This is a genomic window from Enterococcus crotali (assembly GCF_000633635.1).
Lineage (GTDB): Bacteria > Bacillota > Bacilli > Lactobacillales > Enterococcaceae > Enterococcus_L > Enterococcus_L crotali.
Map to the genome: position 1 here is coordinate 152070 of NZ_AYPQ01000008.1, position 18233 is coordinate 170302.

At 35.0% G+C, this 18233-nt stretch carries 12 protein-coding genes and 3 pseudogenes; all 15 read right to left on the reverse strand.

Annotated features, from left to right (window positions below):
• Nucleotides 1–31: 31 nt before the first annotated feature.
• Nucleotides 32–1800 (reverse strand): annotated as a pseudogene (locus V192_RS20565) (DNA-binding protein).
• 250 nt (nt 1801–2050) lie between these two features.
• Entirely contained in the window at nt 2051–2791 is a 741-nt protein-coding gene (locus tag V192_RS0117040) for a hypothetical protein (protein ID WP_025873499.1), read from the reverse strand.
• Between the two features lie 165 nt (nt 2792–2956).
• On the reverse strand, nt 2957–3964 hold the full coding sequence (locus V192_RS21020; protein WP_025873500.1) for a DUF4767 domain-containing protein: 1008 nt from the start codon (nt 3962–3964) through the stop codon (nt 2957–2959).
• A 291-nt stretch (nt 3965–4255) separates the two neighbouring features.
• Nucleotides 4256–4990, reverse strand: a complete 735-nt coding sequence (locus tag V192_RS0117050; RefSeq protein ID WP_025873501.1) for a GntR family transcriptional regulator — start codon at nt 4988–4990, stop codon at nt 4256–4258.
• 120 nt (nt 4991–5110) lie between these two features.
• Nucleotides 5111–6469 (reverse strand): PTS cellobiose transporter subunit IIC, encoded by a 1359-nt coding sequence (gene celB, locus V192_RS0117055; protein WP_025873502.1) that lies wholly within the window; start codon nt 6467–6469, stop codon nt 5111–5113.
• Nucleotides 6470–6474: 5 nt separating this feature from the next.
• The gene (locus V192_RS0117060) at nt 6475–6972 is read right to left on the reverse strand and encodes a hypothetical protein (protein ID WP_051581978.1); all 498 of its coding nucleotides are present in this window, start codon (nt 6970–6972) and stop codon (nt 6475–6477) included.
• A gap of 307 nt (nt 6973–7279) precedes the next feature.
• On the reverse strand, nt 7280–7981 hold the full coding sequence (locus V192_RS0117065) for an HAD family hydrolase (RefSeq protein ID WP_025873504.1): 702 nt from the start codon (nt 7979–7981) through the stop codon (nt 7280–7282).
• A gap of 200 nt (nt 7982–8181) precedes the next feature.
• The gene (locus V192_RS0117070; protein WP_025873505.1) at nt 8182–9450 is read right to left on the reverse strand and encodes a class II D-tagatose-bisphosphate aldolase non-catalytic subunit; all 1269 of its coding nucleotides are present in this window, start codon (nt 9448–9450) and stop codon (nt 8182–8184) included.
• A 34-nt stretch (nt 9451–9484) separates the two neighbouring features.
• On the reverse strand, nt 9485–10549 hold the full coding sequence (locus V192_RS0117075; RefSeq protein WP_025873506.1) for a PTS fructose transporter subunit IIC: 1065 nt from the start codon (nt 10547–10549) through the stop codon (nt 9485–9487).
• Between the two features lie 25 nt (nt 10550–10574).
• Complete coding sequence (locus V192_RS0117080; RefSeq protein ID WP_025873507.1) at nt 10575–10904, reverse strand: PTS fructose transporter subunit IIB; 330 nt, start codon at nt 10902–10904, stop codon at nt 10575–10577.
• A 21-nt stretch (nt 10905–10925) separates the two neighbouring features.
• A complete protein-coding gene (locus V192_RS0117085) occupies nt 10926–11405 on the reverse strand; it encodes a PTS sugar transporter subunit IIA (protein ID WP_025873508.1) in 480 nt (159 codons plus the stop codon).
• A pseudogene (locus V192_RS20570) lies at nt 11386–13328 on the reverse strand (BglG family transcription antiterminator). Before V192_RS20570 ends, V192_RS0117085 begins: the two are co-directional and overlap by 20 nt.
• A gap of 363 nt (nt 13329–13691) precedes the next feature.
• A complete protein-coding gene (locus V192_RS0117095) occupies nt 13692–15515 on the reverse strand; it encodes a beta-glucoside-specific PTS transporter subunit IIABC (RefSeq protein WP_025873509.1) in 1824 nt (607 codons plus the stop codon).
• Nucleotides 15516–15541: 26 nt separating this feature from the next.
• Nucleotides 15542–16998 (reverse strand): annotated as a pseudogene (locus V192_RS20575) (glycoside hydrolase family 1 protein).
• 89 nt (nt 16999–17087) lie between these two features.
• Nucleotides 17088–17870, reverse strand: a complete 783-nt coding sequence (locus V192_RS0117105; RefSeq protein ID WP_025873510.1) for a MurR/RpiR family transcriptional regulator — start codon at nt 17868–17870, stop codon at nt 17088–17090.
• Nucleotides 17871–18233 lie beyond the last annotated feature (363 nt).

The following is an 18233-nucleotide window of genomic DNA, read 5'->3' on the forward strand; positions in this document are numbered from 1 at the left end:
ATAAGATCATATTTCTAGTATTCAGATACGATTATTCCAAGCCTTCAATCACAAGATTTTCAATGCTGGCAGCTTTTGCATCTGCTGTAACCACGGCCTGAAACTCAACCTTGTCTCCTTCTTTTAGGAAAAGTGCCATCGGACTGTTATTCGTTGTCACACTGTAGATTGTTTTCTCATTTTCTAATAAGAAGGAAACAACAGTCTGTGCCTCACTGGCAACAATAGTAATACGGGAAACAGTCCCTTTGATTTTCTCTAAATCGGCGGCATCAGTGCTTGTGTTATTACTTCCTTTTGTTGCCAACTCAATGCGATAAGCATCTAAGGCATTTTGTGCTGCATCTGCATCCACTACAATATCATTATCTACTGCATTGACATACACATATTTTTTGAAAATCCCTTTACTGTCCATTAAGGAAACGATCCAAGTCGGAACACCATCAATATTATACAAAACAGGCATACTGGCTTTCCATTTTTTCTCTGGGTAAATTTTCGCTGTAATCGAAATAGCGCCATCACTATCCATGATCCCTACTTTTGTATCACGGTAATACGTTACTTGACCCGTTCTTGCATTGATCAGCGAATAACCCAAAGCGGAATCTTGCTCTTCATCTCCACTTGTAAAATCTGTAAAATACAACAATTGACTGCCTTCTTTATTCATCATCGGTGTGATTTGGCCGGATGCATAAATGCCGTTTTCTGTTGGAATCTTCACATCTTTTTTTGCGCCAAACATCGTTTGATTCCACCAACCTTGCTGTAACGGCCAAAGTATTCATTGATACTATTTGCTGCAGAACTAGTGATCGGAGCATCTACAAATTTTGGCGCCTCTTTGCTATTATAGACTTTCACTTCACCCGTTGTTGCATTTAAAACGGCTGTCTTAAATTCATTGTAGTTCATTCGACCAGAAACCCCATATTCTTTGTATAGCGTTTGAATATAGAAGGGATTTCCTTTATCGTCTATTTCTAAATTAATTTTTCCTGTCGTCGCGTAATCTGGATAGGCAGCATAAATTTTACGTGCAGCATCTTTGCCAAAATAAGCAGACGGCGTATAAATGATCGGTTTTTCAACAAATTTTGGCTGTGCATTAATATCGGTTGCACTGATAATGAAATATCCTGGAACTGCTCCTAATTTCGACCATTTAAAAAATCCATTAAATTCGACTGTAGCAACATACACATACTCATCATTCACAACTTGAGCCGTAATACCATCTAAGGTGAACATATTTGAGTTTGGAATCACAGAGAATTTTTGCAACATCTTCCGCTTAGCCGTTTTTGGCGCAATCGCAATAGGTGTCTCTTTGGTAGAAGTCAACACTTCAGCCTTTTCCTCTGTCTTCAAAGGAATCGTTTGATAAACATCATCAATGGCTGTTACCTTTGTTACAGAACTAACAATGAATAATAAAACCATTGCGGCTAGACTGATCCCTAGAACACGACCGGACCAATCATTTACTGTAACTGTTTCAGCATTTTTGCGTCCATTATGCAACACCTTCATAGATGCCTTACTGATAGAACGCCGAGTCAACAACAAGCCACTTGCAATAACTGCTCCAATTAGATTGATCCATAAAATAGTTGAGAGAGTCTTACTAGGTAATGCCACAAATAAGAAGCCGCCCATTAAGAATAATTCAACGATCAGTAGTATAATCGTCCCTTTACTATTTTTCCCTTTTCTTGCAATGAGACTTAGACCATTCGCTAATAAAATACCTATACCAAAATACAACGTTAACCCAACAAAATTTAAAAACATTTTTTTCCTCCTTTTAAATTTAAGATAAAAAAAGTACTTCCACTTTAGAGTAGAAGTAACTTTAATGATTGATTTAATTATACAGGATAGAATTTTCACTTACAATATCCATATAACGATGACACAATTTTATTTTCAGCTGTTTCTTTTTTGATGTATCTAATCTCCTGTCACATGATGGCTTGCATGAAATCGGCATAAGATAACGTTCACTTTAAAAAAATTGATAGTATCCTCCCAAAAGCTTAAATTACTTTTCTATTAATCTTCCAGTTAGCCAAAAAGAACCAGAAATAATCGTTCCTTCTTTGATTTCTTCAGCAACAAGTTCAGGATCAGCGACTACATCAAATTCTCCACCTAGCGTTTTGACTTTTGCATAATAAAAATAATCATTCGAATAAGGATTTATGATTTTTTCAGCAGATAAAACCCGACCACCAAACAGACCCATAGAGCTTGCTCCGTCTTTCCCCTCTTCCACACCAAATAAACCTGATGGAATAAAAAACTCACTAGCAAATTTAGGCTCTGTTTCTTGCGCCCTATTGTATGCTTCTTCATCCTCATAAATATTTAACTCATGGGCAAAAGCGGCTAGCTGCACTTCCCGTATCACTGGGTATTTTATTTTTTGCGCTGCGATATCTGGCATATCAAAGACAAAGGGATACGTAAACGCCCCATCTTCGCTTGGCTCTGCCTCACTGTATATTCTGCCATCTAACATCGTATCTTTAGGATCTTCAACTTGTTCAAGTAAACGGACAGTTGAAACAGCTGTTCCTTTATAATGGGGATTTAATCCAATCATCTCACCTTGTGTATTCACTTGACCCCAAAGTTCGATCCCGTTCCCCATTTTTAATAGCAGATAAGCTCCTCCATGCGCCTTTATTTTCTTTCCTGATTCAAACACTACCTTTGCGTATTTCATAAAGTCTTCTTCAGATGAAACAGGTAGACCAACTGTTGAAAAATGATTAACCATTTTATTTTCTCATTCCTTTCATTCTAAAAACTACCAATTCATTTTATTATAGACAAGATAAGAAACCATTATCAAGATTTCGTTCCTCCAGATCTACTAAAATTCAGACCCTCGACAGAATCCCTAACACACCTAACATTCTAGCACTACTTCTGGTAAATAAGTTCACTCCACATGTGTTTGAGTATAGGACTGTCCACTAAGGTCAGCAAGAGCAAAACCATTCCCTTGAATTCCTACTACAAGTTTATAAATAAATGGTTGCGGACCCGGTCCCACAGATCCATAAAGTTGTTTGAAGTCCTCTATATCCCATGCAATAGTGTAAACTGTATGATCTTCTTCTGTAGAAGTAATTGAGGCGATTTTATACTTTTTATTCATTACTAAATCCGTATAGTAGTTATCATCGATAGTAAATACTGGATCGCCTTTTCCATCTTTATAATACGTTCCTTTTAATAATTGAATTGCTTTTACGGTATCCGCATCTAAATTCTGAGTGCTTTCTGGTTCTTCTGCTTTCTCTCGCTGAGGCACAAATGTCCCCTCAACAATTTGATTAAAACTATTCTTTAGGTCTTGGTTCTCTGTCTCTTTAAAAACAATGGCATTTTCATCATTTCCTTGATTTTGCATCGTCACTAAAACCACAGGCTTATCTTGATAGATAGTAAACAGATAACAATGGCCGCCAGTTGCTGGTGTTGTCTCAATATCAGAATAAACTGTAAGAATAGTATAGCTGTCTTTCTTTTCCCCATCTTCTAGCCAGTTCATTTCGACAAGCTGCTCGTTTACCTTAGGATGCATCTGACCTTCTAAAAGACCTGCTGGTATTGATAGACCATAAAAATTTACGCTGTTTGCCTTACTATATTCTTTATACTCTTGTTTCATAGTCTTTCCCCAACTGGTCATAAACTGTCGGAGATCAGAAGCATTCTTCTCGGTCCAAGATACGGTTTTAGTATCGGTTTGTTTTGTTTCTTCTGCAGATTCTTTAGTGGATGAATGTTTTGTTTCCTTCTCGCTCGTTTTAGTTGTTTCAGATTCCTTTGCCTTATCATTAACAGTAGACACCTCTGAACGAATGGTACTCCCCTTTGAACACGCACTTAGTAGTAAAAGTAAACTGATCCCAACAATCCCTTTTTTAACTAAATTATTCATTTTCATTTCTCCCTCACGATATAGTTTATTCTGTACTTCATTAATGCTCTATTTTCTTCGTTAAGTATACCATACATCGTGCGGTCAAAAATAACTAGTAACTAGTTACCATTTGATTCAAATTATTCTTCTAGATATAACAAAAAAGACGCTCAACTGAGCGCCTTTTTTTAAGCTTTATCGACTGAATAACCAGAAATAAGATAAATTACACCTATACATCCACTTTACTTGAAATTTAAGAGAAACAATAAGTTGTGCTGCTCGTGTAACTCATCTGAACCTTTTAAATCAGTATGTTTTTTTAAACATAAATAACTCGGCTTTACGATAATCATAACAAATTTTTGAAAATGCTAATAGCTTTCCTGAACTTAAAAATGTGTCATCTCTTACCACCAATGTCGGAGCACCTATAGGTAATTTAAAAAAACTTGCACCAGGCTCAGAAAGCGATTCGCTACTAATGACTTTGTCAATAAAGCCGATTTTTATATGTTTATCCTGTTCAAAATAGTTAAAAACTGAGTCATATAACGATTCTTCTGGAATTTCTTGGATGATTGATTGTAAAAAATAAGACTTTTCGGCTAAATATGGTTCGTCATCAAGTGTCCTCAAACGGTTAACTTCAATCAATTGAACATCTGGAGCCAATTCGTTATTTTTAGGTAAGAAATCAGCTGCTGCCACACTCACAATCCTACGATTAGCTTCTACAGTTTTAATCGTCCGTCCTGGTCGTGCCATTTCTTCCGTAATTCCAATGTTATTTTGTAAGTTGAGTACTTTTTCATGGCGTTCTGGACGAATAAAAGAACCTATGCCCTGAGCTTGATAAATAACCCCCATATCACTAAGCTGCGCCAAAGCTTGTCGTAACGTATAACGCGAAACGCTATAATAGGTCATCAATTTTTGTTCGCTTGGTAACTTTCCATCTTTATCTGCCAATTTCCCATCTTGTATTTCATCAATCATCTCGTTGACTAATGTTTTAATATCAAATGGATTCTTGCCTTGCATCTTTAGACACTCCTTTTTTATTGAACCTAACGAATATCAGCATATTATTTTACCTTATACCAACTTATTAAAATAATACCTTATTATAATCTTTCGGTGACTTCTTTATTCATTTCAGTGCTATACACCTTTTACAGTAACGTTTGCTTGTTCATCTTGGTACAATTTTCTATCGTAAAATTTAATAAACGGAAACCAAATTATAAATGCTACGGCTGCACAGATGATCGCTAATACAAATGCTCTCCAATCGCCACCTGAACCAATAAATCCTGACAAACCAAGTGGTGTTGGCCATGCAACTTGTGCTATTGGTGGATTAACCATACCGAATTTTATTGCAAAATAGGCTACTGACATTGAACTCATTGGTGCTAAGAAAAACGGAATCGCTGTATACGGATTGTACACAACTGGCATCCCAAATAAAATCGGCTCATTGATATTAAACAATGAGGGTACAACTGCCGCTTTACCTAAAGCACTTAATTGAGCTGATTTTGCAAAAAATGTGATGAAAATAACCATTCCAAGGGTTGCCCCCGAACCACCGATAGTTACAAAACTATTATTAAATTCACCTGCAAATGGGAGATTCGCCCCATTTTGATTTTGAACCATATTTGATAAAACAATCGGTGTTAAAAATGAAGTCACAATCGTCGCACCATGAATCCCGACTATCCAAAGGGCATGCATCAAGAAATAAATAACTAATAGCCCAACCCAAGTATTAGTTAAATTTGTTACAAAACCAAATGGAATAGCAATCATTTTAAATATATCCGTTCCTAAAGCAACTAATAAACCATTGATAATAATCACAGTTAAAGCAATCAAGACAGTTGGAATTAACGCTGTAAAAGAATTTGAAACACCTGTTGGTACAGTCTCAGGCATCTTGATCACCCATTTACGTTTCACACACAAAGCATAGATTTTAACAGCAATGATAGACATGATGATTGCTGTAAAAATCCCTGTTGTACCTAATCGTGTGACCCCACCAGACATTTCCCAACCATCAATAATCTTTTTATCATCCGTCACCACGTTTACTAACGTAGCAACACCACCATCAAAAATCAATTCCGGCAAACACATGAAGTAAGCCATCATAGATAATAGTGCCCCATTCATAGGATTTAAATTGATTTTTTCTTCCTGCGCTTGAATTTTTGTATACTCATAACCAAAAACAATACAAAAATAAAGGGCTAAAATCCCCATAGTCGCCATGTTACCAAGCATATACAAGTTCTGAACTCGCTCAAAGGAAACTTCCCATATTCCTTGCAATGCCGGAAAACTCTGAGGCAAAACAGCAATAATCAGAAACATTGATCCTACAATTGTAAATGGAATGGACGCCATCCCAGCTGCCATAACACCACGAACAATCCTAAATTGAGAGATTTTTCCCATAGGTCCCATTAAATAGTTATTCAAGAATTTAAATAGTTTGTTTTCTGAATCCATAGTTATCACCTTTCTTTTTCTACATTATTTTCAAAAACTTTCATATGTCTTAAATAGGCATCCTTATTGTGTTCAATTTGCTGAACACGTCGTTCAACAACTAGGCTAACTAGACAACCTATAAAAAGAACTACAAGTAGCAAGCCACGCCCTTCATTATTGATAAACGGAAAGAGTAACTGCTGATACCCCATTAGAATTGTTATCATTCCTAACAAATTACTAAAAATCTGTACAGCATATCCTACTTTAGTAATGAACAAATGATTGGATGGATTCCAATATTTAGTCGTCTGTTCAATTATGATAGCGATATCAATTATAAGTAATAACAACGGTAGGATAATCCAGATACTAAAAGTTGAAAAAGATAATATGATCCAATACAAATTAATAAAGAAAAACAATGCTGTAGTGTAACGAAATAGTAAAAAGCGATTAAAATGGATACTTCTTAGCTTCGTTTGTTTATTCACTTCTGTTCCAGCTGACATATTTTTCATTTTCATCCCCTTCCTTTTACGTTTAATGAGGTCTTCATACTTCTTTCAGTATTCATTCCACTTCCTTCAGAGCTACTAGCAACTTAAATTCACTTGTTCGAACAAGTAAAGATTACCACATTATTCCGAATATGTAAACGCATACTTATTTTACTTTTGATAAAATAAACATCATTATTTAATGATTAATTTGAATAGATGTAAAATAGTCGAAAAATTAGCCAGTCGACTTTTCTTTAATGATGTTACCTATCAAGTTCCTTATTTAGAGAAAATTTGACTAGTATAGTTCTATTTTCAAAATCTATTACACTAAACTTTTTATTAATTCATAGATTTGTTCCTCCTTTGTCACAATGTAATCAGGCTTATTTACTTTACTTGTTATAGAGTGACCACGCCGATTACACCAAATGGTTTTCCAGTTCGCATTTTTTGCTCCAAACATATCATTTCTATAAGAATCACCAATGTAAAATGTCTGTTGTGGATCTAACTTCATTTCAGTTTCAACGTAATGAAAAATTTTTTTATCCGGTTTTGCCATTTCCAACTCACCTGAAATAAATATGTGTTTGGGTTTTATCCAATGAGTCAAGTTCAATTTTTTTATCTTGTTTCGTTGATGCTTAGAGGAACCATTCGTAATGATCCCCATGGTCAGTTTCTTCTCCTTACAGTACTGTAGTGTTTTCTCCATATCCGGAAATAGAGTGATTTTTTCTTGAAAGGCTGCATAGTCTTTTTGAAAGGCTATAGCTTGTTGTGGCAGGATCGAGATATCAAACTCATTAAATGCCTTTGTCAGACGATAGATATACATTTCGTCCATAGAAATGCGTCCTTTTTGTGATAGTTCAAAAACATCATCACTAAATTTACGACTATGGCGGAATAATCCTTCTATAGAAATTCCTTTATTCAATGAAAAATTTTCTTGGAATGCTCTTTTAAAAGGCTCTAATTGATCATACAACGTATCATCAACATCGAAAATGAAATTATACAACGTCTTTCCTCCTACTGCTTTTAAGTATTGAACGTATACGACTCTTATGTACCTTATTCATAGCAAATGAGAAGAAATCCACAAAAATTTGAAGAACAATTTTCGTGAATTTCTTTTTATTTCTCGAGATCAAACACTTCTGTCTCATCCTCAGACGCTGATTATCCAGTACACACTATTTATTCGCTACTTTTATTATTTCAGCTTAATTGTTTAATCCGAGTAGTTACCCCTTTTAGATTGTAACACTCGGCATAGTCTCTAATCGGGCGCTTGATATGATCTATTACATAACGTTGTCCATGAATATTATGTTTTTCAAGATTTGCATAAAGTGTTGCTATTTCATTTTTCACTTCATCATCGTTAAAGGTATAATGACCAGCAATATCAAGAATTTCTTCTGACAATACCGTGTCTTGCATGATTTCTTCCACAGTGAATTCTTTTTGAGCTCCGACCATCCATTTTCTCCAGCGTTCGCTTTTAATAGCATGTACAAGTAAAACCTCTCTTGTTTTCGACGGCTCCGTTACAAGACCATTTTCCACTAGTTTCGCTTCTACTGCAGCAAGATTCAAATATGCACGGGTTTCCTCTGTACCATATTGTGGTGCAACATTTGTCGCTGTAATTTCTGAAGGAATATGCTCCAGCAAGGTTACATCATCTAGATAGTCACCATTATGCTCCTTCAACCCAACGCCATACCCTTTTGCCATTTGTGCTAAATCATAGGCATTTTTGAAATTAAAGGTACCAACTTGCTCCGTTTTACGTGTCAGTGTTCCTGTTTGACCAACGATAAATGTTGGCATGGGTAAATCACGTTTTTCTAATTCTTCTTTCAATTGTAAAATAAAGTTTTCGTATGTTTCTGTAGAGGTTAATCCTCCATTAGTTTCCTCTGTTCCTACTTCATAGCCAATCTCTGGTAAATCACGCGCTTTTCGTTCGCCTTCACAAAACTCAATCAATTCCACTGTTCGTTTTAACACGGTTTTTAATGGAATGACTTTCCCAATTTCAAAAGGATCTTTCGTAGGATCAATCATTAATAAATCAAAACCCGCTTCAATATCTGCGACATAAGATTTTCTTCCTAGCTCCATCGCTTTTTCTGTCGGTAAGTGGTCATTTCTTTCTTGATCTCTTTGCCAAGGACCACCATGATCACGACACATATAATATAAATTGTCATAGCCAATTTCTTCTGCTACCTCTTTCACCGCATTGGCAAAGGTAAATTGATTCCAGCCATTAACATAGCCACCGCCAAGTTCATCTGCATCTACTTGATTTCGACTTGCAATAAACATCACTGGGTAATCATCTTCTTTGGATAGCTCTAGCGTTGCTTGAACACAGTTTTTTGACATCGGTCCGATTCCTAAAAGCGTTGCACTTTCACCTGATTTTTGTAGTTCTAGTAAACTTTCTACAACTTTTTTTATTGGTAATTTTTCCATACTCGTCATCTCCAATTCATTTTTCTAATAGGTATTATTTTTCTGTTTTTATTTTATCTTCTTCATCTAAATTTGGTTTTGTAAAATGTAGAATTGCTACAGATATCAATGTACCGATCAACATGGATAAAACATACCAGAGCTTTCCAGTAACAACGGGTAAAATAATTAAGCCTCCATGAGGAACTAGCGCTTCTACACCATTGGCCATCCCTAATGCTCCGCCAACAGCGCTACCAATGATAATGGCTGGTAATACTCGCTTTATATCTTTTACAGCGAATGGAATCGCTCCTTCTGTAATCCCAATCAGTCCCATGAAAAAGGCCGAAATCCCCAAATCTCTGTCTTCTGCTGTATATTTTTTACGATCAATAAACGTAGAAATAGCCATTGCTAAAGGAGGGATCGCTACTGCAATACGATGTGCGCCATTCGGTCCATAAACCCCTTCAGACATTAATGCCAAAGTGAACGCAGTAGCTGTTTTATTGATTGGTCCCCCCATATCTATCGCTGTCATAGCCCCGATAATTAGGCCTAAAATAATCGCACTACCACCTTGCATTTCCCCTAATACTTTAACTAACCAATCCATTCCGGCTCCAATTGGCACTGCGATAATATAAATGTAAATCATCCCTAACACAAATGTCGTTAGAACGGGTACAATTAAAATTGGCATAATTGTTCGAATCGTCGCTGGAACCTTCCATTTTTTACACCAACGAACAAAATAACCAACTGCCACCCCCATAATCATGGCACCCAAGAAACCTGTTTTTACTTGTCCTTCTCCAATCGGATTATTGGCAACAAACCCTAAAATCATCGCTGGCGCTAAAGCTGGCTTTCCTGCGAGTGAATGTGCAATATAGCCTGAAAGTAATGGGATCATCATAGCAAAACCTGCGGCACCCAAATCATTTAGATTTTGCATAAAGGGATTAGTGATTTCCATTCCCGAGTCTGTGGCTTTTCCTGTAGCCAACGCTATTGCCAAGAAAATCCCCCCAACGACAACAGCAGGCAACATGAACGACACACCAGTATTAAAAGCTTTTTGTAGATCTTTAAAAAACTTATTTTCCTTTTTCATTCCAAGTCATCTCCTCTATTTTGATTTATTCGGATGCTTCTACTAATTTTTCCACCTTGTCTAATACCTCAACAGGATGCTTGATTGCATCCGCCGGGTCGATTTGTAAGACTTTCCCTTCATCAGTTTTTTCATCAAAGCGTTCTTCTCCTTCGATTCCGATTGCAACTGCTAAAATGACCACATCTGCTTGATCGACATCTGCTTGATCTAACTCATTTTCAATGCCCATACTTCCTTGTGTTTCCACTTGTACATCGTACCCTCTTTTTTCACACTCTTTTTCAATTGCTTCTTGTGCCATATACGTATGCGCTACGCCTGTTGGACATGCAGTTACTGCTACAACTTTCATCATGCTTCCTCCTATTCTTTTTCAACCAGCTACTTTAATCGAACGCAACAACTTAAAAATGTTCTTTTGATCTTTCTCTATTACCAATTGCTTCCTAAATTCATCATCTAAAAGTTTTTTACTAAGCTGCGAGATAAATTTTAAATGGATGTTATTTTCATTTTCAGCTGGCACGCCGATTAAAAAGATAAGTTTAACCCGTTCCTCGTGTCCTTCAGCCCAAATAAATTCCTCTTCTGTCTGTAAAAAACCAATAAAAGGTCTTTTTACTACCTCACTTTTCCCATGAGGAATAGCTATTTGATACCCAATCGCAGTGGACATTTCATCCTCCCGATTTAATACAGCCTTTAAAAAAAGCTCTTTATCCGAAATTAATCCCGTTTTACCTGCCTTTTGAACTAACGCACGTAATACGTCATCTCTTCTTTGAAACTTTGACTGCAATAAAATCATGTCTTCCTTAATCACATCACTTGCACTATTCCTCAAGTGTCTCACATCCTATCTTTTGTCTTAATACTTCCTTTATTGAAAATTCTGTAAACTGCTTCATTCTGTCTTTACTTTCTACTATTTGATAGATATCAGATAATATGCCTTTAATTTCTTGGATGTTCTTTTCAGCGATACAAACGATCATCACTATTTTTACAGAGTGTTCATTCCATTTAATATATTTTTCATTTTTTACAACCGCAATCACCGTTTTTTGACATATTTGGGATTACCATGAGGAATAGCTGCTCCCGTTGGCAAATCTGTCCCTCCCAATCGTTCCCGGTTCATCATACTCTCAACAAATTTTTCTGTTACAACATACGCCTCTTTCAGTCTCTTACCAATCTCTTTTAGTAGCTCATCTTTTGTCTTAAAATTCTCATTCCAAAAGATAAATTCTTCTGATAAATAAGGAGCAAGATTGCTTAATTGCTTTAATTCATCTTCTTCAAACGCCTTTAAGAAAAGAAACTGTTCGTTGTAAGCCATTGTAATATTCTTTATATCTTGATCACTTAACAATGGTGAAACAATAACGGTCTTTCTATTCAATCGATTTAGCGGCACTGTGGAAATAATAAAATCTATTTGCTCCAAATCAAGTACGTCTACTTCTTTAATTGATGCAACTTCAATCATGTCAAAAGAAGGAAGAATATTTTTAATACGATTCAAGAGTAACTCTGATGTGGCTATTCCAGTTGGACAGACAATCAGAATTTTTTTACTTAATTTTGCTCGCTCAATTGCTGACTGAAAATAAATTGTTAAAAAGCCTATTTCATCTTCATTAAAAGTGACTTCCAGCTCCTCCTCATACTCACTTAAAATGACCCAGATCGAGTTAAACATTACTGTAAACTCATTCTTTATTTGGTAAAGAAAAGGATTATTCGTTTGAACTCCTTCCCGTAGCCGATAAATCATCGGAGGTATGTGGAGTATTAGCTGATCCTTCAATTTTCGATCCTCAGTGAAATTTATTTTGAGCGAGCTACTCACCTTTTCAATAATATTTGAAACAACTTCATGATATTGTTCTTTTGTCGGTAAAGGTTCAAAACGGTTTGAAATTAAATACGTTGATAGATATTCAATATCGTTACGAGTAAATTGAAGATTTAAGCGTAATGATATCTTATTCAACATCTCTTGTGCACTTTTCTTAAAAAAGACGCATTCATTTTTATTCTCAGGTTTTTCTACTCCTTCAACATGATGGCCTGAACTAACACGATAAACTAAAATAATCATCATATTCAGGACATTTGAAACATAATGCTCTGCTATCACAGTTACATCTCTTTTGATATAACCATATAGAACCCTCGTACACACGCTAACGATATCTTTCCCATAATACTGAGCAAGCAAGGCTTCCTTTTTTTCATCATCTGGTTCAAACAAATTATTCTTTCTCTCCGTTAAATAATGATTGAACTCTAGATAGGCTTTTTGTAGCTCCTTTTCTGGTCCAGATATCCTAGTCCCTTTTGAATCGCTAATAATTTTGATTGTATTTCCTGTTGTTAATAGATGTTTTATAAACTTAAGATCATTATTGATAGAGCTTCGGCTAATCAAAAACATCTCTGATAATAATTCAAAGGTCACCGTTTGATTTTCAAATAGTAATAATTGAATAATTTTTTCTCTCCTACCTGCTGTAGAGTATATGTTTTTTTCCAGCACCTCAGCTATTTTCTGCGGAATTTCAACACTTCTTTTTATACTAATCCCTAAGCCAGGTCTCTTTTCTATGCGATAGCCTTCTTGTGTGAGGTATTCCTCTACAACTTTTAAATCAGAATGAACCGTTCTTTCAGAAATGTTTAACTTGTTTGCATAGTACTTAACGGTTTGAAAGCCATTCTGTTTTATAAGTAATGAAGCAAGAAGTGACTGTCTTTGTATCAATTTCATTTTTTCCCTCCGTTCTTCGATCAATTCATTCCTGAAACACCAAATGTAAGCACTGTCATCTTTTACACTTTCGATTATATAGGTACCGCTTACTTTTTTATATCACAATTCTTTTCAAGAACTTGTTGCAATGTCTTGTACTGTTTATTATCCTTGATGCATAAAAATAGACCAACCATCAATTAAGATGATTGATCTTTATAGCTATAATATCTAGTTGTATTTGAGCTGGATACACTAATTTACTTTCGGTAAATCTGCTCTAGCAAGTGTCAATCACCCAACTGTTTTCTCAGTTTTAGATTGAAGTGAAATTTGAACAATAATAGATGATTAAATTGTTTAAAAAACTCTTCTTTTCACCTATAATTCAAACATATATTGATTATTTTTAACATCTGTCCCAAAGTGCAAAACGCATGGATCAAATGCTTTGTTTAAAAAAATTATTGGCACAATTGTATCGTATTCTTTTTGAATACTTTCTAAGTCAAAATTCAATAATTCTTGACCTGTAGTTATTTCGTCACCTGTTTTAACAAAAGACTTAAAATGCTTGCCGTTTAATTCAACTGTGTCAATCCCTACATGTATAAGTAGCTCTACACCATTACTTGATGTCAAACCGATTGCATGATTCGTTGGAAAAACCATAGTAACGACTCCATTGAAAGGCGCCACAACTATATTATCAGCTGGTTTTATAGCAAAACCAGCCCCCATTGTCCCTGTTGAAAAAGCTTGATCATTTACTTTTGACAATTCCACAATCTCACCTGATAATGGCGCATTAAAATATTGATTTTTAACATCCTTATTGGTTAATCCCTCTTTCACCACATCATCTTTAGGTGTTTTAACAACTAAAAATGTGATAACAAAACCCGCTACTATACTAATTAAAAAGGCACTTAAAACAATTGGAACATTCACTTGCAAATAAATGGGTAAGCTAACAATACTAGAGGATGCAAATGCTGGCAATTCGATTCCCATAAACGAAATATACGCTCCACCAATAGCACCACCTAAACAAGCTGATAATAGTGCTCGTTTATTATGAATCAACACAGTATATAATGCCGGTTCAGTAATACCTAAAACAGCTGAAATACTCGCTGATGTTGCAACTGTCTTTTCTGTTTTGCTTCTTGTTTTAAATATCATCGCCGCAGTTGCCCCAAACTGTGCCATTGTAGACATCATCATTGTTGGTAGTAAAAAGTCGCTTCCTCGATCAGATAAATTCTGGAAAATAACTGGTGTAAAAGCCTGATGCATCCCAGTGATAACTAACAATGGTCTTAAAAACGACAAAATGAAACCTGCAATCAGTTTGTTAAAAGAAAATAGCGAACCAACAAATGTAGAAATTGCAATGCCTACATAGTTACCTAGTGGACCTAAAACGATAAACATTAAAGGAATCATTATTAACAATACAATAGTTGGTGTGAATATCACCTTTAACGCATTTGGCATATGAGTATCTACTAGTCGATACACATAACTTAAAATCCACACTGAAAGAATAATTGGAATAACTGAATTTGCATAATTTATAATTGGAATAGGCAATCCCCAAAAGGACAACTTACTGATATCTCCTTCAGTTACAAAAGTTGTAAAGGTTGGATGGACTAATGCTGCTCCTAAAACAATCGCCATTGTTCTATTTGTATTAAAAACTTTAGCAGCTGAGGAAGCTAATAGTATTGGCAAGAAATAAAACGAGACATCCGCAATCATATTAAACAACACAAAAATATCACTATCTACAGACAACAATTCAAAAGCTTTAACTAATGCTAAAATAGCTTTTAACATACCCGCACTAGCGATTGCTGGGATAACGGGTACAAAGACACTAGATAAAATATTCAAAAAACTAGAGACAATTCCTTTTTTTTCTTTCTCTCCTGTACTAGATACCTCTGAATTAAAATCCCCTAATTGATTGATCTCATTATAGACTTGCGCCACTTGAGGTCCAATAACAATTTGAAGCTGATTGTTCTTAAATTGAACCTTTAGCACTTCATCAACTTTCTCTAATTCATCAACATTCACTAAGTCGTTATCCTTTAAACGAACTCTCAATCGAGTCATACAATGCATCATGCTTACGACATTAGATTTACCACCAATAAGTTCTAAAATTTTTTTAGCCTGATTTTTTTTATCCATTTTTTCTCCCCATATTATGCTTAGAATTAGTTTTCTCTTAAACTTTCTCCATTCGTTTCGATAAATTTTTTCATCCAATAATAGGATGCTTTAGGATACCTATCTTTTGTTCCATTTCCTTTATCATCCATATCAACATATACCCAACCGTAACGTTTCTTCATTTCTCCTGTGCTTAGTGAGACTAAATCAATCCCCCCCACATGGTATAACCAAGAACAGGTACTTTATCAATTTCAACTGATTTTTTGATTTCTATAAAATGATCATTTAAATAGTCAATTCGGTAATCATCTTGAACAAATAGCTTTTCATCTGGTTGATCAATTTCTCCTAATCCATTTTCCACAATAAAGATCGGTTTTTGATATCTATCATAAACTTCATTTAAAACATATCTAATACTTGCTGGATCTATTGGCCATCCCCACGGAGTAGCTTTTAAGTACGGATTGGGCCCAAAAGGTAACGCAATAATACCTAGTTCATCTTCTCTGGAAACAGTTGTTGAGCGATAACAACTAAATGAGTAGTAATCCAATGTTCCCTGTTTTAAAATTTCCTCATCCCCTTCTTCCGTTGTAATATGAACTGATAAATCATCCCATATTTTTTGACTATAAGAAGGGTAATACCCTCTTAACATAACATCTGAGAAATAGAATACTCTCCTTCTTTGATCCATCCACGCTTGTTGGTCTTCTGGATGACAAGTAGCTGGATAAGTAGGTGAAGAAGCAAACATAGCTCCTAACATCGCATCAGGTACAAGTTTCTCAGCAAGAATCTTTGCTTTAGCACTTGCTACAAACAAATGGTGGATGCACTGGAACGTCGTTTGGGCGTCCGCATTCGTTGTGCCCAAATGAGAGTAGCCCTGTAATACATTCAACTCATTAAAAGTAATCCAATACTTAACTTTGTTTCCAAATCGATTAAATAAAACCTCACATAATTTAACGTATCTATCTATCAATACTCTACTAGACCAGCCACCATATTTATGTGCTAACCCTGCAGGTAGTTCATCATGACAGATTGTGATAATTGGTTCTATGTTGTATCTTAAACATTCCCCAATAACGGCATCATAAAATTGAAGACCTTCTTCATTTGGGTGTTCTTCTTCACCTGTAGGAAAGATTCTAGTCCAGCAGATTCCAAAACGTAACAAACTTAATCCCATTCCAGCTAATAGAGCAATGTCCTCTTTATAACGATGATAAAAATCAACGGCTTGGTGGCTCGGGTAATACTCGTTAGGATCTAAATAACCAATAGCTCCTTCAGGAATCGCCCCTCTAATCGGCGCAGAACCTTTTGTTCCATCTAGTAATTCATAGGTGATCTTTCTTGATGCTTCGTGGGAACCATCTGTGACGAAATCATGTGTTAGTAAACCTCTTCCACCTTCAGCAAATCCTCCTTCATATTGAAAATCTGCACTGGCGCTCCCCCATAACATGTTAAATGGCTTATTCATCATAATACCTCCTACTATTTATAACCCGATAGTAACAAAAAAAAACGCCTAAGAAAGCGTTTTTTCATTTTATGATTCAGCGTTTCATTTTATGAAACGCTATGATCTATATATCTTTTTCGATATTTTAAGTAAAGTAAGTCTGAATAAATAGTTAAAAGCATCCAAGATGTATAGTCATTTTTTTGACCTAATACAATGGTTTCAGCAACATAAGAATATTTTTTATCATCACTTATTGTAATAAAATAAATTTCAGGTAAGTTTAAGCGTGCCATACTTTTCACATCTGGGGCAATCCGTTCAAAAAACTTTCCTCCTGCAGAAAATACTATCACTAAGGCATCTTCTTCTAACGTTTCAATCAACATTTTTTGTTCCACAAAATCTTGACTAGTCCGAACGACTTTCCCCATTTTAGTTAGATTATCTTGTAAGGATATTGCTGCAAAACAAGAAGATACTTGTCCCATTAAAACAACATGGTCATGTTCTTCAATCAATTTAACTAAATTGTCCATTACTTGTTGATTTAACCCTTCATCTAACTCATTAATTTGTTCTTGAATTTTATTAAAATAGTTTTTAAAAAAGTTATCGCCTTCACTATTTTCTAAATAAAAATTATCATCAATTGAGGTTCTATAGGTTGCAAGAGATAATTGAAAGTCAAAATAATCTTCGTACCCTAACCTTTTACAATAACGACTTATCGATGCTTTAGATACATTACATGCTGTAGAAATTTCAGTCATTGATATCTTTTTCTGATATTGAATATTTTCAAGTATATACTTAGTGATAATAAAATTCATAGAATCTGAGGGCTCACGATTTAATATGGATAATAACTGTATTCTGATATTACTCATTTTTTTCTGACCACATACCTCTAGCCAGCCTCCTTTATAATAAATTCTATGCTAGAATATAGCACGTACTACTCTTAAATACTAACATGTAAATCTGATTCTAAAGAAAAATATCAATAAATATATTTTTTACCCAATCAACATGATACTTTAATCTTGTTATTTATGATACACATGTCTCTATAATAAGTAAATGGAATTAATTGCACAAAGACTTTATTATTGTATGATACGTTTTGTTTTTTTAGAATTATCATTACTTTGTTTATAATTTTTGTATTTAATGTCAATCAATCGTTTTTTATTAATAACATGGTTTGATGGCTACGATCCTCCATCACCAAAAAAATATTTAATCTGGAA